This window comes from Demequina aestuarii (assembly GCF_000975095.1).
GTDB classification, from domain to species: domain Bacteria; phylum Actinomycetota; class Actinomycetes; order Actinomycetales; family Demequinaceae; genus Demequina; species Demequina aestuarii.
Genome location: NZ_BBRD01000001.1, coordinates 1033366 through 1053443, shown reverse-complemented (window position 1 = coordinate 1053443; position 20078 = coordinate 1033366). Strand labels below are relative to the sequence as shown.

Genomic DNA, 20078 nt, shown 5'->3' with positions numbered 1-20078 from the left:
GCACGACTGGCTGCTCTGAGTCCGCGCCCCCGTGCGCACCACGTGCATGTCTGGCGGTGCCAGCGACGTGCCTCCCGGCCGCGACTAGGTGCCGCGAGCGCCGGTGCCGTCGTCCTCCCGTGTGGACTGGGGTTCAGATCCAGCGAGTGCATCGATCTTGGCCTCGAGACGTGCGATCCGCTCGGTCAGCTCGTCGTGCCGGCCCTCGTCCTGCAACTCCTGCTGACGCTCGTCCTCGCCGGTGGTCCGAGAGACGAACCACGCGGCCACCGAGGCCGTCACGACACCGATGAGCGCGATGCCCACCAGCATCATCACCACCGCGATCACGCGGCCGGTGACGCTCACTGGGGCGAGATCCCCGTAGCCGACCGTGGTGACAGTGACGATCGCCCACCACAGGGCATCGCCAAAGGTGTTGATCGCGGAGTCCGTGTCCTCGCGCTCGGCCGCCAGCACGGCGACTGATCCGATCCACAGCAGCAGCACGACGGAGATGATCACCGCCTGCATGGTCTTCATCCGTCCGCGAGCGCTCGAGAACGCGGCCCCCTGCGTGAAGGCCGTCAGCAGCTTGAGCGGGCGTGCGGCCGGGATCGCGACGGCGATGACATCGAGGGGGTGCGTCCACAGGTATCGCCACGAACGACTCGAGATCACGGTCCGGATGACGATGTCGGCCAGGAACACCAGCCAGATCCACCACTGCACCACGAGCATGGTCGCGCCCAGCCCTGAAGGCAACGAGTGGAAGAAGATGATCCGCGCCGACCACACGACGAGGAAGACGAGTGCCAGCACCGCCATCCAGGGGTCGATGCGCGCCGCGTAGGCGTCGTACCTCCTGCCCATCGACTCCGCCACCGGTCCGCTCCCTCCGTCACGACGTCAGTGGGCCCTGCCGGACTCGAACCGGCGACTCCTGCGGTGTAAACGCAGTGCTCTAACCAACTGAGCTAAGGGCCCGGTAGTCATTGTCTAAGGTCCGGTCGCCAGAGGGAAATCGGCGGCAGGCGACGACACTGGAACACAGGGGTAGGAAGTCCCGTGGGTCGCCGCCCGTAGGTCCCATAATCTGCTCATGACTGCACCCGAGATCGTGGTCGAGGACCACCACGGCATTCCGCTGCTGTGGGCCGACATTCGCGCCACGTACGCAGGCTCGTTGACTTTTGGCGTGGGAGTGATCGACGAGACTGCCCGCACCGCAGGGCTGTCCCATCTCGTCGAACATCTGGTGATGAGCAGAGTCGGTCAGGTGTCGATCTCCCATCACGCGCTGACCACCGAGGACAGAACCTCGTTCTACGCGCAAGGACCCAGCGCCCTGATGAAGGACTTCCTCCACCGCGCGAGCGCAGCAGTCTCGTCGTTGACGGAGCTGTCGGACGCGGAGGTGACCGCGCAACACGACATCATCGCGGCCGAGCTCGGCGAGGGCTTTCAGCGCACGGGCCACGGCCCGCTGCTCGAGCGGTATGGGGCCGCATCCCTAGGGCTCCTCGACCTGGGAAGCCCCGCACTCACCACGCTCACCAAAGACCAGGTCATGGCGTGGGCGACAGCATGGTTCCAGCGGGACAACGCCGTACTCACCTTCACCGGGCCTCCACCAGGGGGCCTGAACGTGACGCTGCCCGGCGGCGATGCTCGTCCCGCTCGGGAGCAGATCATCCCCCTTGAGCATCGAGTCCACGGCTGGATCGCGGGAGGGAAGGAGCCTCTCGCGATCACGCTCGACTTCACGTCCCCTTGCCGCCTCGCACGGTTCGCCGCTCGCTGGATCATCAGCGAACGGTTGCGGCGAGTGCTGCGAACTGAGCGTCACCTGATCTACTCCGTGGACGGCCTCGTCGCTCGTGTGTCGCACGACACCACCACCACCGTGATGGTGCTGGACCCGCCGAAGCATCACATCATGGCCGCGGCGCAGGATGCGCTCACCGAGCTGCGGGCTCTCGCGGACGAGGGGCCGACCTCAGACGAGTGGCAATCACTGATCGACGAGTCACGGAACATCGAGGAGGACTCCGAGGTGCTGAGCGCTGCGCTGGTCGACGCCGGCGTTGACCTCATTCGCGACGGGGAGCCGGCCACGTCCATCGATCACCGCGAGTTTGAGAGCATCGCTCGGGACGACGTGCGCGCCATCATCGCCGCAAGCATCACGACCATGGTGCTGTCCGTGGGCGATGTCGACCCTGACCTGAGCCCGGAGCAGATCACGGACCACTTCGCACTGCCGTGGGCGCGAGGGCCACTCGGTCACTACGAGGCGATGTCGGCGAAGGCACTGTTCACGGCCTTCGTCACACCCGCCGTCAGTGTGTACAGCCCCAAGCCATTCACCGGGCGTCGAGGCCAGCAGCTCATCCTCGACTCGGAACGAATCGCCTGGGCTGTGCCCCAGGTGGGCATCATGGAGGCGAGATGGAGTGACATCGTCCTCGCCGGGACATGCGCTCAGTGCGGGATGTGGGACCTCACCACCCATACCGGCGACGGCATGCTCGTCCAACCCGCAGACTGGCGTGGGCGCGCGAAGATCAAGGAGATGGTCGCCTCGCGTGTCCCCGAAGATCTCCAGTACGCGGTGAGGCACGCCGACTGGCACTGACCTCGATACCCGGGGTCACCCGAGCAGCGCCGGCGTAGCGACGCCCGGGCGCGGGCCCGCAAACGCGACCGTCGGCAGGACCGCGGTGATGACGGGGAGGTGCTAGAGCGCTGCGATGGCGGCGCGATAGTCGTCGACGTCGCGCGCCTCACCCGTGGGATTCACCACGGACCACGCAACCGTGCCCGCCGCATCGATGAGGAACGTCCCGCGTGTCGCCAGGCCCTTCGCGTCGTTGAACACGCCGTACGCCGTCGACGCCTCCCCGTGCGGCCAGAAGTCACTCAGGAGCTCCGCCGTGTACGCGTGCGCATCGGCCCACGCCTTGAGCGTGTAGATCGAGTCGCACGAGACCACGATGACTTCGAGAGGCTTGCCCTCGCTCAGGTCGGGGGCGTCTCGCAAGTCCACGAGTTCGTTGGTGCAGACGTCGGAGAAGGCGAATGGCACGAACACGACCAGCACGGGAGTGCCTCGGAAGTCGCTCAGTGTGACGCGGCGTCCGTGCTGGTCGGTGAGAGTGAAGTCAGGTGCCTCGGTGCCGGTGAGGGGACCCGTCACTTGGAGCGGCCCTTCTCCCCCAGCTGCGTGCAGGACCACCCTTCGCCCGCCATGAAGGTCGAGGTCGCGTGGAGCCCCGCCAAAGACGAGGATTCCTGGATGTCGCCGGGCAGCACATGGCCCGTCGTTCCCGCCTTGGGTGTCAGCAGCCACACCGTGCCGCCGTCGTCGAGGAGAGCTTGGACGTCCATGAGGAGGTCGGCAAGGTCGTCGTCGCCGTCACGGAACCACAGCAGGACGCCGTCTGTGACGTCACCGAAGTCCTCGTCGACGAGTTCTTCGCCTGTCGCGTCCACGATGGCCGCGCGCAGGGCGTCGTCAGCATCGTCGTCGTAGCCGAACTCCTGCAGGATCGTGCCGCGCTCAAGTCCGAATCGGTCAATGATCCCAGTGTCCACGGTGCGTGCACCGTCTTCTGTCGCCACGGTGGCGCTGCTCCCTTCGTCGTCGCTGCGCGCAACCGCACGCTCACGGCTCACAGTACGGCCCGGTGATCGGTGGTGGCAACGCCTGGCAACCGTGGCACCGTGATCGGGCGCAGGGCGCTGGCGTGACATTCGGTCAAGAAATGGCAAGAATGGCAGGAGCGGCGGCACACCCGTCCCCCACCCACGCAGCATCGGCGCACTACCCCGCGCCCGACAGGAAGGTCACCGGTGGCATCACACGGCGAGCTTGACAAGGACCCCAGCGAGACCGGCGAATGGATCGAGTCTCTTGACGGACTCATCGAGGCCGGTGGTGAGTCGAGAGCCGAGTACATCCTCGACCGCATGGTCGAGCACGCTGCGGCCAAGCAGCTGTCGGTGCCGCTGAGCCTCAACACGCCGTACGTGAACACCATCCACGTCGCGAACGAGCCCGAGTTCCCCGGAGACGAGGAGACCGAGCGCCGCTACCGCGGATGGATCCGCTGGAACGCCGCCGTCATGGTGACGCGCGCCCAGGCCGGCGACAAGGGCGTGGGCGGCCACATCTCCTCCTACGCGTCCGTCGCGACGCTGTACGAAGTGGGGCTCAACCACTTCTTCCGCGGCAAGGACCACCCCGGCGGCGGAGACCAGGTGTACTTCCAGGGTCACGCGGCTCCCGGTGTGTACGCCCGCGGCTACATGGAGGGGCGCCTGTCTGAGGAGGACCTCGACTCGTTCCGGCAGGAGAAGTCCGCGGCCGGTCGCGGCCTCCCGTCGTACCCCCACCCCCGGCTGATGCCCGAGCTGTGGGAGTTCCCCACCGTGTCGATGGGCCTCGGCCCCGCATCGGCCATCTACCAGGCGTGGACCAACCGCTACCTGCACCTGCGCGGCATCAAGGACACGTCGCAGCAGCACGTGTGGGCGTTCCTGGGCGACGGCGAGATGGATGAGCCCGAGTCGCGCGGCATGCTGCAGCTCGCGGCCAACCAGGGGCTCGACAACCTCACGTTCGTGGTGAACTGCAACCTGCAGCGACTCGACGGCCCCGTGCGCGGCAACGGCAAGATCATCCAGGAGCTCGAGGCCTACTTCCGCGGCGCCGGCTGGAACGTCCTCAAGGTGGTGTGGGGCCGCAACTGGGACCCGCTGCTGGTCCGCGACGACGACGGCGCGCTCGTCAATCTGATGAACACCGTCCCCGACGGCGACTTCCAGACCTTCCGCGCCGAGTCCGGCGCGTTCATCCGCGACCAGTTCTTTGGTGGCGACCCGCGCGCCAAGGAACTCGTCAAGGACATGACCGACGATGAGATCTGGGCCCTCAAGCGCGGCGGTCACGACTACCGCAAGCTGTATGCCGCCTACCTCAAGGCCACGGCCAGCCAGAACGGCAAGCCCACCGTCATCCTCGCGAAGACCATCAAGGGCTACGGGCTCGGCGCGAACTTCGCGTCGCGCAACTCGACTCACCAGATGAAGAAGATGGCCACCGCCGACCTCAAGGTGCTGCGCGACACATTCGACATCCCGTTCACCGACGAGCAGCTCGAGGAAGACCCGTACAACCCGCCGTACTACCACCCGGGCATGGACGACCCGGCGGTGAAGTACATGCTGGGACGGCGCAAGGAGTTGGGCGGATTCGTGCCGGAGCGGCGCGACCCCAAGAAGCAGATCGACATGCCGGACGACAAGGCATACGAACTGCTCGCCAAGGGATCAGGCAAGCAGCAGATCGCCACCACCATGGCGTTCGTGCGACTGTTCAAGGACCTCGTCAAGGACAAGAGCTTCGGCCACCGCCTGGTGCCGATCATCCCCGACGAGGCTCGCACGTTCGGCCTGGACTCGATCTTCCCGTCCGCGAAGATCTTCAACACCCGCGGCCAGAACTACCTGCCGGTGGACCGTGAGCTCATGCTGAGCTACAAGGAGTCGGAGTCCGGGCAGATCATGCACACGGGCATCAACGAGGCGGGTTCGGCAGCGGCGTTCCAGGCGGTCGGCACCTCCTACGCGACCCATGGCGAGCCGCTGATCCCGTTCTACGTCTTCTACTCGATGTTCGGCTTCCAGCGCACAGGCGACCAGTTCTGGGCGGCGGGCGACCAGATGACCCGCGGGTTCATCATCGGCGCCACCGCGGGCCGGACCACGCTCGCGGGCGAGGGCCTTCAGCACGGCGACGGGCACTCCCCGATCCTCGCGGCGACCAACACCGCCGTGGTGCAGTACGACCCGGCGTTCGGCTACGAGATCCGCCACATCGTGAAGGACGGCATCGAGCGGATGTACGGTCCCGACACCAGCCGCGACCCGAACGTCATGTACTACCTCACCGTGTACAACGAGCCCATCCAGCACCCCGCGGAGCCCGAGGACCTCGACGTCGAGGGCGTCCTCAAGGGCATCTACAAGTTCGCGGAGGCCCCTGAGGGCGACGGTCCTGAGGCGCAGATCCTGGCGTCCGGCGTCGCCGTGCCGTGGGCCCTCGAGGCACAGGAGCTGCTCGCCGCCCACTACGGCGTCCGTGCCACGGTGTGGTCGGTGACCTCCTGGAACGAGCTGCGCCGCGACGCGCTGGACGCCGACCAGCACGAGTTCCTGCACCCCGAGGAGGAGCCGCGCATGCCGTACATCACGCAGAAGCTCCAGGGAGCACAGGGCCCGTTCGTCGCCACCACGGACTACGACCACCTGATCCCTGACCAGATCCGCGCCTGGGTCCCCGGCGACTACGCGACGCTCGGCGCCGACGGCTTCGGCTTCTCAGACACGCGTGCCGCCGCCCGGCGGTACTTCAAGATCGACGGCCCCTCCACTGCGGTCCGCGTGCTCCAGCAGCTCGCCAAGCGTGGAGAGATCGATCGTGGACTGGTCAAGGACGCGATCGACCGATACGAGCTCCACGACGTGACCAAGGGCACCTCGGGCAACGCGGGCGGCGACGCGTAGCCGACGGCACTTCCAGGTCCGGACGGCCGATGCGAGGGTGACCCTCGCATCGGCCGTCGTGCTTGGCGGCGGGTTGCCTGGGCTTCCCGCTCGCTCTCGCAGGCCGCGCGAACGGGCGCCCGTGACACACACCCTGCCGGGCGACACCTCGGCGATTCGCACCCGCAGCCACGACCCGCTCTCGACCCGGAAGTCGTGAGGCTCGGCGAGCGACCGGAGTCCGAGCTCGTCCAGGGTCTCCTCCGCGACGAGCCAGTCGATCACGCGCGTGACAGGCCGTCCCCAGAGGTCGATCGCGACGACGCCGTGGTCCGCGGCGTGGCGGCCGCTAGGTCGAGCGCGGTCCCCGACGCTCGTCGGTCCCGTCGGGGTCGACAGGCTGATCCGGTGCGGCCGGCTCATCAGAGACGGGGGCCTCGCCGGGAGACGCCGGTGGGTCGGACTTGTCGACGCCCTCCCGCTCCTCGACCGGCGCTGGGTCTTGAGCAGTCTCGCGCTCCACCGGTGCAGGCTCCTCGGGCGCCGTGTCGGCTGGGACTGCGGTGTCGTCCGTTGCCGGAGTGTCGAGCCCTGCGGCCTCGGCATACGGCGACCGCGCGAGCCCGTCCTCGTGCCTCGTCTCGTCGGCTGCCTCCAGTCGCCCCGGCGACTGCGGAGCCGAGCGATCGCTGCCGCTCGGGCGGTCTGCGGCGGTCTTCTCGCCACGACCATCGGCCCCCGACGACGGTCGACGTTCCCGGCCGGATGCGCTCGAAGGGGCATCGGCCGCCCTGGACCCCTCCCGAGCCTCGGGCGATGGGGCCCGACGTGGGCTCGCCGGAGGCGTGGTCGATGTTCCGCCGGGGATGGCAGAGGTGCCGACCATCGCCAGCGTCGCGTCCGAGTCATTGATCGAGCGGCGCACGATGATCGCGAGCACCACGATCGTCACGACCACCACGGCGAGCAGGCTCCACAGGAGCGCGAGCAGCACGCCACTGAACGTTCCAACGGGCTCGACGCGGAGGTACGCGTCTCCCGCGCACTCCCCCGCATCCGTGTCGACGGTCGCGGCCAGGTGATAGGTGCCCGTGAGGAGCATGCCCGAGGCGTCCTGAATCTCATCCAACTGGCTCTCGACAGACGTCTCGCCGCTCCACTCGGTGAGGTCGGGCGCCTCGGCGAACGTGGCGTTGCGCAGCGGAATGGCGAACCCCCCGACCAGAACGGACAGACGGGCACGCGCTTCGGTGACGGCGCCGTCCGTCGTGGTGGTCCAGGCGATGGTGTCGGTGGTCGTGACGCGGAAGGGGTCGATCGCGGTGGTGCTGGGAGGCGAGACGGGCTCGGCCTCGAGCGACGATGTCGCGGTCGCCATGCACCCTGAGGACATCGAGCCACCGCGCATGATCTCGGGGATCCCCGTGAGAGCGACGCCTCCCAGCAGAGCCCCGATGACGATGACAGTGATCATCCGCCCCTTCGCGAGCGCCAGACGCTGAGTGAGCAGGGCAGACGACGCGATGATCGTCAATCCGACGATGCCGAACAACGGCAGGCGGTCAGGCGGCAGCACCCCGAGCACGGTCAGCAGCGCCATCACCAGCAGGCCGAGGACGAGCCCCAGCAGAGCACCCGCCAGGGGCTTCGGTCGTGATTCAGTCATCGCCACGCTCCTTTACGGTCCTGGTCTCACGCTAGCCTCAACACTGGACCGCGGCCACCATTCCCGCCTCGCCACGCCCGGTCGGCGGCGCCACGCTTGGTACGGATTCACAACGAACGGCGGCGGAATGGCGGGCGGCGACGCTCCAATGTTCGCGCGAGTGCGCGCCCCACTTGTCACGACCCCACAACACGGCCCTATGCTGGCGCCATGTCCACACCACAGGCGCGCACCGAGACGCTGCGGCGCCTGAGGGCGGCGACGGGCCGGCTCGCGACCGCCGCGCTCACCACCTTGGACTCCGACTACGCGTGGTTTCGGGCCCTGCCGGCCCAGGAGCGCTCCTGGGTCGGCACCGTGGCACAGGCGGGCATCGACTCGTTCGTCTCCTGGTACGCCGACCCCCAGCACAGTCAGCGCAGCGCCACCGAGGTGTTCGCCGCCGCTCCCACGGAGCTCACCCGGTCCGTCTCCCTGCAGCACACCCTCAGCGTGATCCGCACGGTGGTGCGCGTCGTGGAGAGCCACTCTGACGAGTTCGCGTCCCCCGGAGCAGAGCGCGATGTCCGAGAGGCCATCCTCATCTACTCCCGTGAGATCGCCTTCAGCGCAGCGGAGGTGTATGCGCGTGCTGCGGAGACGCGTGGAGCGTGGGATGCCCGACTCGAGGCACTGGTGGTCGATGCGCTCGTGCGCGGCGAGGTCGACGAGGGGCTCCCCTCCCGCGCGGCGGCGCTCGGATGGAAGCCCGGGCCGACGCTGGTCATGGTGGGCCTGACAGATGGCACTCTGGGCGAGGTGCAGTCGGCAGAGCTGCGGCGCACGATCCGGCGCGCCGCCCCCGGCGCACTCGTGGGCATCCACGGCGACGACCTCGTGGTGATCGCGCGCGCCGACGACGACCACAGCGCCCTCACCACCCACCTGCTCAGCAGCTTCGGGCCGGGTCCCGTCGTGATAGGGCCGGCTGCCGTCACCCTGGTGGAGGTCGCCCGGGCGACGCGTGCGGCTCTTGCCGGCGTCGTGGCCGCGCCGGCGTGGTCGATCGCGCCCCGTCCCGTCAGTGCCGACGACCTCTTGCCAGAAAGGGTCCTCGTGGGTGACACGATGGCGCGCGAGCGGCTCATCGCCATCGCTTACGACCCGATCGTCCGTGCCGGAGGCGCCCTCGCGGATACGATCGCGACCTACCTGGACTGCGGGCGCTCACTGGAGATGGCCGCGCGCACCATGTTCGTCCACCCCAACACTGTCCGATACCGTCTCAAGAAGGTCGCCCAGTTGACCGGGTGGGACGTGCTCTCCACCCGGGACGCGCACGTGCTCGAGACGGCGTTCGCGCTGGGCCGTCTGCGAGACTCCACCCACACGCCTTTGTAGCGATCCTACAAATCGGGCATGCCGAAACGGTGGCCCAAGCGCCCACCGTCACCTGCCGAATAGGAGATGCTTGACACATGATCGCCGTTCTCTTCCCCGGACAGGGCGCCCAGACTCCCGGAATGCTCGCCCCGTGGCTCGACATCCCGGAGGTCGCCGCCCAGTTGCGCGCATTGTCAGAAGCGACAGATGTCGACCTTCTCGCACACGGCACGACCTCTGACGCCGACACGATCCGCGACACCGCGGTGGCGCAGCCTCTGCTGGTGGCAGCGGGGCTCGCGACTGCTCGCGCGCTCCTGGGCTCGACTACGCCCGGGCTGGTCGCGGGCCACAGCGTCGGCGAGTTGGGCGCGGCAGCGCTCGCAGGCGTGATCGATGACGCCGAGGCGATGCGGCTGGTGTCGGTGCGCGCGCAGGCGATGGCCGCGGCTGCGGCCGGTTCCGACCCCACGTCGATGGCGGCTGTGCTCGGCGGCGTCGAGGAGGACGTGCTCGAGCGGCTGGAGCAGCTCGGCCTCACCCCCGCGAACATGAACGGCGGAGGCCAGATCGTCGCCGCAGGCGCCACCGCCGCGATCGAGGCCCTTGCCGCCGACCCGCCCGCCCGAGCGCGTGTGATCCCTCTGCAGGTGGCCGGAGCCTTCCACACCTCGTATATGCAGCCGGCCGTCTCCGCGCTGTCAGAGGCGACCGCATCGGCCGCACCGCGAGACCCCGAGACGACACTCCTGACGAACGCGGACGGCAGCGCCGTGACGTCGGGCGCCGACGCTCTCGCGCGGATCGTCGCGCAGGTCGCCAACCCGGTCCGGTGGGACCTCTGCCAGGCGCGTATGCTCGATCTCGGCGTGACCGCGATCATCGAGGTCGCGCCCGGGGGCGTCCTCACCGGCCTCGCCAAGCGTTCCCTCAAGGGAGTGCCGGCGGTCGCGCTCAAGACGCCCGACGACCTCCCCGCCGCCCGAGATCTCCTGGAGCAGCACGCGTGACAACTCTGAACATCCGCCGTGGACCCGAATTCACGCGCATCATGGGCCTGGGCGTCGCTCGCGGCGAGAACGCGGTCCCCAACGACGACATCATCGAGCCGATCAACTCGTCAGACGAGTGGATTCGCAAGATGACCGGAATCGTCACGCGTGTGCGCGCCAACGCTGGCACCTCGGTCATCGACCTATCCGAGCGCGCGGCGCGCGACGCGATCGCCCAGGCGGGCATCGAGCCAGCCGACATCGACACCGTCATCCTGTCGACCATCACCCACCCGTACATGACTCCCGGCGGAGCCCCCGTGCTCGCCGACCGGCTTGGGTCGACCGGCGCAGCCTTCGACATCTCCGCGGCGTGCGCGGGCTACTGCTATGGCATCGGCCAGGCCGATGCGCTCGTCCGGGCGGGCAACGCGCGGCACGTGCTCGTCGTCGGTGCCGAGAAGATGAGCGACTACGTCGACCCCGCGGATCGTTCCATCTCCTACCTGCTGGGAGACGCGGCGGGTGCGGTCGTCATCGGCCCCTCCGACACCCCCGGCATCGGTCCCACGGTATGGGGGTCGGATGGCTCCGGAGCCCCGCTCATCGGCCAGACCGCTTCCTGGCTCGAGGTGCGCGACGACGCCGACACCGCGTTCCCCACCCTGTACCAGGAGGGCCCGAGCGTGTTCAAGTGGGCGTCCTTCAAGATGGCTCCCGTCGCGCTCGAGGCAATCGCCGCCGCCGGGGTGACGCCGGACGACATCAAGGCCTTCATCCCCCACCAGGCCAACGTGCGGATCATCGACCAGCTGGTCAAGCAGATCGGCCTGCCGGCCCACGTGGCGGTGGGCAAGGACATCGTCGACAGCGGCAACACCTCGGCCGCGTCCATTCCCCTCGCCACCGAGCGGTTGCTGCGCGACGGCGACGCTCACTCGGGCGACCTCGCGCTCCAGATCGGCTTCGGCGCCGGCCTGGTCTACGCCGCGCAGGTGGTGATCCTGCCCTAGAGGCGGGGTCCGAACTAGGCTTCTCACCGTTCCATACGAACCCGATGCGACTGCATCACCATCACAAGGAGAAACACCATGGCAGACAAGAACGAGATCCTCGCAGGCCTTGCTGAGATCGTCGCCGAGGAGACCGGCCTCGACACCGCCGAGGTCGAGCTCGAGAAGTCCTTCACGGATGACCTGGACATCGACTCGCTGTCGATGATGACCATCGTCACGCTCGCGGAGGAGAAGTTCGAAGTCCGCATCCCCGACGAGAAGGTCAAGGACCTGACGACCGTCGGCGACGCCGTCGACTTCATCGCCGCCGCACAGGGCTGACACCCACCCACATCCCCGATCCCCACTGGAGCAACACCATGACTGTCGTCGTCACTGGACTCGGCGCGACCTCGCCTCTCGGCGGGGACGTGTCCTCGACCTGGGAGGGCGCTCTCGCCGGCAGGTCCGGCGTGCGCACTCTGGACAACGACTGGGCGGAGACATACGGCATGGCCGTCAACTTCGCCGGTCAGCTGGCGGTGTCGCCCCTCGAGGTGCTGTCGCGTCCTGAGGCCAAGCGCATGGACCCGAGCGCCCAGATGGCGATTGTGGCCACGCGCGAGGCGTGGGCTCACGCCGGATCGCCCGAGGTGGACCCCGAGCGCCTGGGCGCCGTGGTCTCCTCGGGCATCGGCGGCGTGTGGACGTTGCTGAGCGCCTGGGACACCATGAAGGAGAAGGGCGCAGCGCGCGTGCTCCCCCTCACGGTGCCCATGCTCATGCCGAACTCCCCCACTGCCTACGTGTCGCTCGAGCTCAAGGCACGGGCCGGCTCGCACTCGCCCGTCTCGGCGTGCGCCTCGGGCGCCGAGGCGATCGGCATGGGCTTCGAGATGATCGAGTCCGGGCGCGCCGACATCGTGGTCGCGGGCGGCACCGAGGCCGCGATCCACCCGCTGCCCATCAGCGCCTTCGCCGCCATGGCAGCGCTGTCCAAGCGCAACGACGACCCGGCAGGCGCGTCGCGCCCCTACGACACCTCTCGCGACGGGTTCGTGCTCGGCGAGGGATCTGGCGTGGTGGTGCTCGAGTCGGAGGAGCACGCCAAGGCCCGTGGCGCGCACATCTACGCGCGGCTGCTGGGCGTCGGCATGACGTCCGACGGCCACCACATCGCCGCCCCGGAGCCCAACGGCACGGGCCAGACGCGCGCCATGGAGCTCAGCCTCCAGCGCGCAGGCCTCACTGCCGTCGACGTCGCTCACGTGAACGCGCACGCCACGTCCACCCCCGTCGGGGACATGATCGAGGCCCGCGGAATCCGGGCACTGCTGGGCTCTCACGCAGACCAGGTGGCGCTGAGCGCGACCAAGTCGATGACGGGTCATCTGCTCGGCGGCGCCGGCGCGCTCGAGTCAGTGTTCACCATCAAGGCACTCGAGACCCGCACCGCTCCGCCCACCATCAACGTCACATCCCCCGACCCCGAGCTCGAGCTCGACCTGGTCCGGGACACGCCGCGCGAGCTGCCCGAGGGCCAGCTGGCTGCCATCAACAACTCGTTCGGATTCGGCGGCCACAACGTGGCGCTGGTGTTCGGCACCGCCTAGACCCCTCGCGAGCTTTCACTGCGAACCAATTTCTGTCCGACACGCCGCGCAATCGCGCCCAGGAGTGCCGAGCGCACGGCGTGTCGCGCGGGAAGGGGTTCGTACTGTCGGCGGTGAGGCGGTGGGGCGACAGGCAGCGCGATCCGTCAGATGTCGGTGGACGTGGCCTGGTGGAACCGCAGCCGCCACCGGCCATCGTTCACCCACACGGAGGTGCGATGAGCCTCGCCACGGGACGCCTTGGTCGGCACGGACGTGTAGCGGACGAGAGCGACATCCTCGCAGATCGCCACGGCGGTGAAACCGGTCAGAGGGAGGTCGACGTCGATCTCGGTCGACTGCAGCGCCAAGATCTCGTCACGGGTGTACGTCCGGCCCGAGCGGCCGACCTCGATGAACTCCGCGGCGAGCACGGCATCCATGAACCGCATGTCGAACCGCGTGTCGGCGCGCCACATGGCCTCCTCCAAGGCCTGAAGAGTGAGGACTTCTTCACGAGTAAGCTCCTGCATCGCGTGTTCAGCCAACGCGATGCAGCCACCGGACGGGTGCACCAGAGCCTGCGTACCGGAAGGGCTCGAGTTCCTCGTCCCATGCGGCGCCGAGCGCCAGGTCCATCGCCCGCTTGAACTCGGCGACGGACGCGCCCGCCTCCACCACCGCGCGAATGCGGTCCTCGGGCACCACGATATTGCCGTGCACATCGGTGACGGCGTGGAAGATTCCCAGTGACGGGGTGTGGGACCAGCGGCCACCGTCCGAGCCGAAGGACGGGTCCTCGGTCACCTCGTAACGCACGTGCTCCCAACCGCGCAGCGCCGATGCGAGGCGCGCGCCAGTGCCAGGAGTGCCCTGCCAGGCGACCTCAGCGCGGTACAGCGAGGAACCAGCGGGTTGATCCGTCCACTCGAATGAGCCTCGCGCGCCCAGCACAGACTGGGCGGCCCACTCGATGTGCGGGCACATCGCGCGCGTCGCAGAATGCACGAATAGAACACCTCGGGTGATCGCAGCCATGACCCATCCTTCCTAGTGAGGTACGTCTTCCCCTACGACCTCGAAGGACAACCTGGCTGCACCAGGTGTGCTCCTATGGTGCCTCATGTGCGCCGATAACTCCAGCGCCCGCGCGCGGGGTGTGGAACGCTGGGCGCATGGCAGGCCCGATGACCCTCTCCGCGACCGCCCCGACCATGACCGCTCAGCAGGTGCGCGACGCCGAGAGGGAGGCGATGCGGACGGTCGCGGAGCCCGTGCTCATGGCGCGGGCGGCCGATGCGATCGCCGCCGAGTGCGAGGCCCTGCTGCTCGAGCGCCATGGGCGCACCGGCGGCTGCCGCGTGGTGGTGCTCGCGGGCAGCGGCAACAACGGCGGTGATGCGCTGCTCGCCGGTGCACGCCTGCACTACCGGGGCACGAAGACGACGGCGGTGCTCGTGGCACCCGTGGCTCACACGATGGGACGAGGAGAGTGCGAAGCAGCCGGCGCGCAGGTCATCGACGGCGCGAGCGACCTCTCCGGAGCCCTGCACGCGGTGGAGACGGCGGACCTGGTGATCGACGGCATCGTCGGCGTGGGTGCGAAGCCGGGCCTGCGCGCTCCAGCCGATGCGCTGGTGGCGGCCATCCCCGAAGGAACCATCGTGGTCGCCGTGGATCTCCCCAGCGGGCTCGACGTCGACTCGGGATCGGTCGCGGCGCCGCACGTGCGCGCCGATGTGACCGTGACCTTCACCGCACCGAAGCCGTGCCTGGTGGAGCAGCCGGCGGCCGCATCGGCCGGGAGGGTGATTGTGGCGCAGGTCGGCGTGCTCCGGCGGTGACGCCGTCTACGCCTCGAGCGACTCCCGCAGTTCGCGCATCGCGCGCTTGCGCACATCCTTCGCGAGGCGATCGAGGTACAGCTTGCCATCGAGGTGGTCGACCTCGTGGTTGATGAGCCGCGCCCAGATCTCCTCGCCCTCGATCACGACCTCGTTGCCGTCCAGGTCGGTGCCCAAGGCCTTGGTGTAGGAGGGGCGCTCGCACGGGTACCACAGCCCCGGGACAGACAGGCATCCCTCGTCTCCCAACTCCTGCAGATCGGCGCTGCGCTCCACGATCTCGGGGTTCAGGATGTACCCGACCTCGCCGTCGATATTCCACGAGAACGCTCGCAGACTGACGCCGATCTGGTTCGCCGCCAGGCCCGCCCTGCCCTCGTGATCGACGGTCTCCACCAAGTCCTCGACGAGCGTGCGGACACGGTCGTCGATGTCGGTGATCGGTTCGCACACAGTGCGCAGGACGGGGTCGCCGGTCACCCGGATGTCACGCATGGCCATGCCCAGTATTCTCGCACGTGCCGCGCACCCGCCGGGAGCCGGGCAGGTCGATCCCGCGCCCACGGGTGGCGATGTGCCAGTCTGGATGCGTGAGCACACCACGAGACTGGGGCGCGGAGCAGGTCCGGGAACGCTGGCCCGTGCCCCACGCCGACGCTGACAAGTACTCGCGCGGCGTCGTAGGGGTGGTGGCGGGCTCGGACGCGTACCCTGGCGCTGCGGCTCTGGTCGTGTCAGGGGCGGTGCGCGCCGGGGCCGGGATGGTGCGCTACGTCGGACCGGCCCGAGCGCAGGACCTGGTGCTCTCCCATCGCCCCGAGTGCGTGGTGCACGACCCAGGCGACGCGGCAGAGTCCCTTCCGCGAGCCCAGGCCTGGGTGGTGGGCCCCGGGGTCGCGGACCACCCGATTCAAGATGCCGCCATCGGAGCGGTCATGGCCTCCGGACTGCCGATGGTGGTGGACGCGGGCGCCCTCGAAGAGGTCGCGCGCTCACGGGCCTCCGGCTCGCGCGATACGCCGTCCGATCGAGTGCTGCTCACCCCGCACGCGGAGGAGCTCATGCGCACCCTCGGTGCACTGCGCCACGACGCCACCATCCTGGACATCGCCGCAGACCGTGCCGGTCACGCACGACTCCTCGCCGAGACCGCCCGGGCGACAGTGCTCCTCAAGGGAGCCCGCACCATCATTGCGTCGCCGGGCGGAGTGGTGGTGGAGCTGCCGAGCGCTCCCCCGTGGCTCGCCACCGCGGGAAGCGGAGACGTCCTCGCGGGCATCGCCGGCGCTCTTCTCGCGGCTGGTCTCACTGCGGCCGATGCCGGGGCGTGCGCGGCCTGGGTGCACGCCCGCGCGGCAGATGACGCCAACTCCGGAGGCCCCGTCGCCGCGCTCGACGTCGCCGAGGCGCTCCCGCGACTCGTGGCCTCGCTCCTTCGCGGTCGGCCCCGCCCTTCGTCGGAATAGTCCGCACCCCTGTGTCGGTTGTTCCAGGTACACAGGCGGTGCGCACCAGCGATCGCCACGCAGACCAAGGGAGACACGCCATGAGTGGATCAGACCGACTGAGCAACGCCGCCGAGGACGCCAAGGGCAAGGTCAAGGAAGGCTTCGGCAAGGCGACCGACAACGAGCAGCTCGAGGCCGAGGGAAAGCTCGACCAGGGCAAGGCCTCCGCCAAGGACAAGGTCGAGGACGGCAAGGACGCGGTTGCGGAGAAGTACAACGAAGCGACCGACCGTCACCAGGACGACGACAAGTCCTGACACCAGTCATGACAGCGGCGGGGGCCATCTGGTCCCCGCCGCTGTCATGTCTCCGCGCGGATCGTCGCGTCCGACCTCACCGGATCGAAATGGCGGTGGCGCCGTCGGTCAGGGACGAACCCGCGTGGTCGTCAGCCCATAGCGGCGCAACAGGTCCCACATGAGAGGCGAGGGGTCGCCGTGGACACTCACGTGTTCAGAGCCGAAGCGATCCGCATCAGCATCGGGCGTCACCCACACGGACCAGCCGGGCGCGTGAGGCGAGACTGAACCGATGTGGATATCAGTGCGGGCCACGCCACCCCGCTGCCAGAAGACGATCATGCGATCGACGGCCACCATCGACTGGTCGCCGCTCACCTGCCAACTGGTGCACTCGACGCCATTGCTCGCGCCGCTGGGAATATCGGAGTCCTCGAGGTAGCTCGTCTGCCAGTCCTCCTCGACCTCGACGTCGTCACTGCCGATCTCGATCGCGAAGTCAGGAAGAGCGCGACGAAGGACGCGCTCCCACTCGTGGACACCGATCGTCGTCGCAAGTTGACCACGGACCTCGACGCCCGCATCGGCCTCTCCCAGCAGGGCGAGTCCACGAGCGATGTCGAGCCGACTCGCCAGCAGAACACCGCACTCGAGGTGGCGGCCGCACAGCCACGCGGCGTCGGGCGGCTCGCCCCGCGTCATGCCGTCTCCTGCTGACGAGAGCCCGCCACACCACGCGAGGTGCCACTCGAGATCGGCCTCGCGCGGGAGGAACTCGACGAGCGCGCCAGCGTCCTTGACGTCGGCGCCGCAGACGGCGCATCGAGGCGTGCTCATGCCACCACGCTAGATCCACGCGCTGACACTCGCCGGGTGACGTCCGACCGCGAGGGTGCCACCTCGTCTGTGCGAGTCCTCACGGCGGCACGCCTCCGACGCGCGTCGACGCACCGGCCGCACGGCGCGGACCGGTGCGTCGACGCTTCCTGACCCGCCGAGGATCAGGTGACGTCGTCGTCCACCCAGTCCATGGTCTTGGTGACCGCCTTCTTCCAATTGCGCATCAGCCGCTCGCGTTCGTCACCATCGAGGTCCGGGACCCACCGCTTGTCCTCCGCCCAGTTGTCGATGACGTCCTGCTCGCCTTCCCAGTATCCGACAGCGATTCCCGCCGCATAGGCCGCGCCGAGCGCCGTGGTCTCCGCCACCTTCGGCCGCACCACCTCGACGTCGAGGATGTCTGCCTGGAACTGCATGAGGACCTCGTTGACCACCATGCCGCCGTCGACCTTGAGCTCCGTGAGCTCCACTCCGGAGTCGGCCCGCATCGCGTCGAGCACCTCCGCAGTCTGGTACGCGGTCGCCTCAAGCGCGGCACGAGCGATGTGTCCGGCGGTGACGTAGCGAGTGAGACCGACCAGCGCTCCCCTGGCGTCTGACCGCCAGTACGGGGCGAACAGGCCCGAGAACGCTGGGACGAAGTATGCGCCGCCGTTGTCGTCGACCTTGCTCGCCAACGTCTCGATCTCTTCCGCGCTCTTGATGAGTCCCACGTTGTCGCGCAGCCACTGCACCAAGGACCCCGTCACGGCGATTGACCCTTCGAGCGCGTATACGGCCGGCTTGTCGCCGATCTTGTAGCAGACCGTGGTGAGAAGTCCGTTCTTTGACGGGACGAGCTCGGTGCCGGTGTTCATCAGCATGAAGTTGCCCGTGCCGTAGGTGTTCTTCGCCATGCCGACCTCGAAGCATGCTTGGCCGAACGTCGCAGCCTGCTGGTCGCCGAGGATGCCGGCGATCGGCACCCCGGGCAGCATTCCGCCGCGACGGCCCTCACCGTAGACCTCTGCGGAGGAGCGGATCTCGGGAAGCATCGACATCGGGATCTTCATGTCGGCGGCGATGGACTCGTCCCATGACAGAGTCTTGAGGTCCATCAGCATGGTGCGGGACGCGTTGGTGACGTCCGTCACGTGGACTCCACCCTTCTTGCCTCCGGTCATGTTCCACAGCACCCACGAGTCGATGGTGCCCATGAGCAGGTCGCCCGCCTCGGCCTTCTCTCGCGCACCCTCGACGTTCTCGAGGATCCACATCACCTTGGGCCCCGCGAAGTACGTCGCGAGGGGCAGGCCCACGCGTTCCTTGTACTTGTCTGGGCCATCATCGCCGCCCAGCCTGTCGATGATCTTCTGCGTGCGGGTGTCCTGCCAGACGATCGCGTTGTACACGGCCTTGCCTGTGGTCTTGTCCCACACCACCGCGGTCTCGCGCTGATTGGTGATGCCGACCGCCTTGATGTCCTCTCCGGTGAGGTCCGCCTTGGTCAGGGCGATGCCCACGACCTCGCGGACGTTGGTCCAGATCTCGTGGGGGTCGTGCTCCACCCAGCCCGCCTGCGGGAAGATCTGCTCGTGCTCCTTCTGGCCCGTGGAGACGATCGCGCCTTCATGGTCGAAGACGATGGCCCGCGAGCTCGTGGTGCCCTGGTCGATGGCGAGGATGTAGTCGTTCATAGTGGTGTCCTTGTCTCTAGAGTGGGGATGCGCCGTGGCGGCGCGAGTCGTGCTCGCTAGTAGATGACGCCGGCCAGCAGTCCACCGGCGACGCCGCCGATGAGCGGTCCGACGACAGGAACCCAGGCATAGCTCCAGTCCGAGCTGCCCTTGCCCTTGATCGGCAGCAGCGCGTGAGCGATACGGGGTCCCAGGTCACGCGCCGGGTTGATGGCGTAGCCGGTCGGACCGCCCAGGCTCGCGCCGATGCCGGTCACCAGCAGAGCGGCAGCCAGCGGCCCGATATCGCCGGGCCAGTTGCCGAAGCTCAGCACCACGAACACGAGCACGAAGGTCCCGATCACCTCCGTCACGACGTTCCAGCCGGAGGAGCGAATCGCCGGACCGGTGGAGAAGACCGCCAGCTTGGCCCCCGCATCGGGTGTCTCGTCGAAGTGCTTCTTGTACGCGAGGTAGACCAGCACGGCACCGATGAACGCACCGACGAGCTGTGCGGCGACATAGGTGACGAAGTTGCCGGCATCGGCCGCGATGCCGTCGGCGAACTCTTCTGAGCCAGAGGCCCAGATTCCGGCCGTCACTGCCGGGTTGATGTGACCACCGGTCGCGAAGGCCACGTATACACCTGAGAAGACCGCGAGGCCCCACCCGAAGTTGATGAGCAGCCAGCCGCCGTCAAGGCCTTTGGACTTGGCGAGGAGCACATTTGCCACCACGCCGCCTCCAAGGAGGATGAGCATGCCTGTTCCAAGCATCTCGGAGAGGAAGATGTCAGTCACGGGGATTTCCTTTCGTTCACGTCATTGTGAGAAGGGTGGCGACAGGCGTCGCCGGGC

The 20078-nt window shown here is 68.3% G+C and carries 20 protein-coding genes and 1 tRNA gene; 10 read left to right on the top strand and 11 right to left on the bottom strand.

Annotated elements, in window-relative coordinates:
• Positions 1–84: 84 nt before the first annotated feature.
• Complete coding sequence (locus tag AOP72_RS04990; protein ID WP_152650253.1) at positions 85–852, bottom strand: potassium channel family protein; 768 nt, start codon at positions 850–852, stop codon at positions 85–87.
• 40 nt (positions 853–892) lie between these two features.
• Positions 893–966 (bottom strand) — tRNA-Val (locus AOP72_RS04985).
• 115 nt (positions 967–1081) lie between these two features.
• Between AOP72_RS04985 and AOP72_RS04980 the strand changes: the two genes are divergently transcribed.
• Complete coding sequence (locus AOP72_RS04980) at positions 1082–2617, top strand: peptidase M16 family protein (RefSeq protein ID WP_062133250.1); 1536 nt, start codon at positions 1082–1084, stop codon at positions 2615–2617.
• 102 nt (positions 2618–2719) lie between these two features.
• Here the strand turns inward: AOP72_RS04980 and AOP72_RS04975 are convergent, their stop codons facing one another.
• A complete protein-coding gene (locus AOP72_RS04975; RefSeq protein ID WP_062133247.1) occupies positions 2720–3178 on the bottom strand; it encodes a peroxiredoxin in 459 nt (152 codons plus the stop codon).
• Positions 3175–3603: a DUF3052 family protein gene (locus AOP72_RS04970; protein WP_062133245.1), complete on the bottom strand. Its 429-nt coding sequence runs from the start codon at positions 3601–3603 to the stop codon at positions 3175–3177. The genes AOP72_RS04975 and AOP72_RS04970 overlap by 4 nt, the downstream gene beginning before the upstream one ends.
• Before the next feature lie 231 nt (positions 3604–3834).
• On the opposite strand from AOP72_RS04970, the gene aceE reads away from it, so the two are divergent.
• The gene (gene aceE, locus AOP72_RS04965) at positions 3835–6549 is read left to right on the top strand and encodes a pyruvate dehydrogenase (acetyl-transferring), homodimeric type (RefSeq protein ID WP_062133241.1); all 2715 of its coding nucleotides are present in this window, start codon (positions 3835–3837) and stop codon (positions 6547–6549) included.
• A 328-nt stretch (positions 6550–6877) separates the two neighbouring features.
• On the opposite strand, the gene AOP72_RS04960 is transcribed toward aceE, so the two are convergent.
• Positions 6878–8194: a hypothetical protein gene (locus AOP72_RS04960; RefSeq protein WP_062133238.1), complete on the bottom strand. Its 1317-nt coding sequence runs from the start codon at positions 8192–8194 to the stop codon at positions 6878–6880.
• A 210-nt stretch (positions 8195–8404) separates the two neighbouring features.
• Here AOP72_RS04960 and AOP72_RS04955 point away from each other — a divergent pair, with 210 nt between their 5' ends.
• The 5 genes from AOP72_RS04955 (at position 8405) to AOP72_RS04935 (ending at position 13156) form a co-directional block, all read left to right on the top strand.
• Positions 8405–9574 (top strand): PucR family transcriptional regulator, encoded by a 1170-nt coding sequence (locus AOP72_RS04955; protein WP_062133233.1) that lies wholly within the window; start codon positions 8405–8407, stop codon positions 9572–9574.
• A 77-nt stretch (positions 9575–9651) separates the two neighbouring features.
• Positions 9652–10566, top strand: coding sequence for an ACP S-malonyltransferase (locus AOP72_RS04950; RefSeq protein ID WP_062133231.1), 915 nt, complete (start codon positions 9652–9654; stop codon positions 10564–10566).
• 41 nt (positions 10567–10607) lie between these two features.
• Positions 10608–11561, top strand: a complete 954-nt coding sequence (locus tag AOP72_RS04945; protein WP_062136864.1) for a beta-ketoacyl-ACP synthase III — start codon at positions 10608–10610, stop codon at positions 11559–11561.
• A 78-nt stretch (positions 11562–11639) separates the two neighbouring features.
• On the top strand, positions 11640–11885 hold the full coding sequence (locus tag AOP72_RS04940; protein ID WP_062133227.1) for an acyl carrier protein: 246 nt from the start codon (positions 11640–11642) through the stop codon (positions 11883–11885).
• A gap of 38 nt (positions 11886–11923) precedes the next feature.
• Positions 11924–13156 carry a beta-ketoacyl-[acyl-carrier-protein] synthase family protein gene (locus AOP72_RS04935; protein WP_062133223.1) on the top strand — a complete coding sequence of 411 codons (1233 nt, stop codon included), beginning with the start codon at positions 11924–11926 and terminating at the stop codon, positions 13154–13156.
• A 146-nt stretch (positions 13157–13302) separates the two neighbouring features.
• Here AOP72_RS04935 and AOP72_RS04930 read toward each other — a convergent pair whose 3' ends face one another.
• Both AOP72_RS04930 and AOP72_RS04925 read right to left on the bottom strand, forming a co-directional pair.
• On the bottom strand, positions 13303–13668 hold the full coding sequence (locus AOP72_RS04930; protein ID WP_084631290.1) for a nuclear transport factor 2 family protein: 366 nt from the start codon (positions 13666–13668) through the stop codon (positions 13303–13305).
• A 7-nt stretch (positions 13669–13675) separates the two neighbouring features.
• Complete coding sequence (locus AOP72_RS04925) at positions 13676–14173, bottom strand: DUF3145 domain-containing protein (RefSeq protein WP_062133217.1); 498 nt, start codon at positions 14171–14173, stop codon at positions 13676–13678.
• Between the two features lie 137 nt (positions 14174–14310).
• On the opposite strand from AOP72_RS04925, the gene AOP72_RS04920 reads away from it, so the two are divergent.
• The gene (locus AOP72_RS04920) at positions 14311–14979 is read left to right on the top strand and encodes an NAD(P)H-hydrate epimerase (RefSeq protein WP_062133214.1); all 669 of its coding nucleotides are present in this window, start codon (positions 14311–14313) and stop codon (positions 14977–14979) included.
• A gap of 6 nt (positions 14980–14985) precedes the next feature.
• On the opposite strand, the gene def is transcribed toward AOP72_RS04920, so the two are convergent.
• Positions 14986–15480: a peptide deformylase gene (def, locus tag AOP72_RS04915; RefSeq protein ID WP_062133211.1), complete on the bottom strand. Its 495-nt coding sequence runs from the start codon at positions 15478–15480 to the stop codon at positions 14986–14988.
• 89 nt (positions 15481–15569) lie between these two features.
• On the opposite strand from def, the gene AOP72_RS04910 reads away from it, so the two are divergent.
• Together AOP72_RS04910 and AOP72_RS04905 are read left to right on the top strand one after the other, a co-directional pair.
• Positions 15570–16445 carry an NAD(P)H-hydrate dehydratase gene (locus tag AOP72_RS04910; protein WP_193746357.1) on the top strand — a complete coding sequence of 292 codons (876 nt, stop codon included), beginning with the start codon at positions 15570–15572 and terminating at the stop codon, positions 16443–16445.
• Between the two features lie 80 nt (positions 16446–16525).
• Positions 16526–16744, top strand: coding sequence for a CsbD family protein (locus AOP72_RS04905; protein WP_062133202.1), 219 nt, complete (start codon positions 16526–16528; stop codon positions 16742–16744).
• Positions 16745–16852: 108 nt separating this feature from the next.
• On the opposite strand, the gene AOP72_RS04900 is transcribed toward AOP72_RS04905, so the two are convergent.
• The 3 genes from AOP72_RS04900 to AOP72_RS04890 all read right to left on the bottom strand — a co-directional run bounded on the left by AOP72_RS04900 (position 16853) and on the right by AOP72_RS04890 (position 20027).
• Entirely contained in the window at positions 16853–17563 is a 711-nt protein-coding gene (locus AOP72_RS04900; RefSeq protein WP_062133199.1) for a hypothetical protein, read from the bottom strand.
• A 164-nt stretch (positions 17564–17727) separates the two neighbouring features.
• A complete protein-coding gene (gene glpK / locus AOP72_RS04895; RefSeq protein WP_062133197.1) occupies positions 17728–19242 on the bottom strand; it encodes a glycerol kinase GlpK in 1515 nt (504 codons plus the stop codon).
• Positions 19243–19298: 56 nt separating this feature from the next.
• Positions 19299–20027 (bottom strand): MIP/aquaporin family protein, encoded by a 729-nt coding sequence (locus AOP72_RS04890; protein WP_439645549.1) that lies wholly within the window; start codon positions 20025–20027, stop codon positions 19299–19301.
• Positions 20028–20078: the final 51 nt, after the last annotated feature.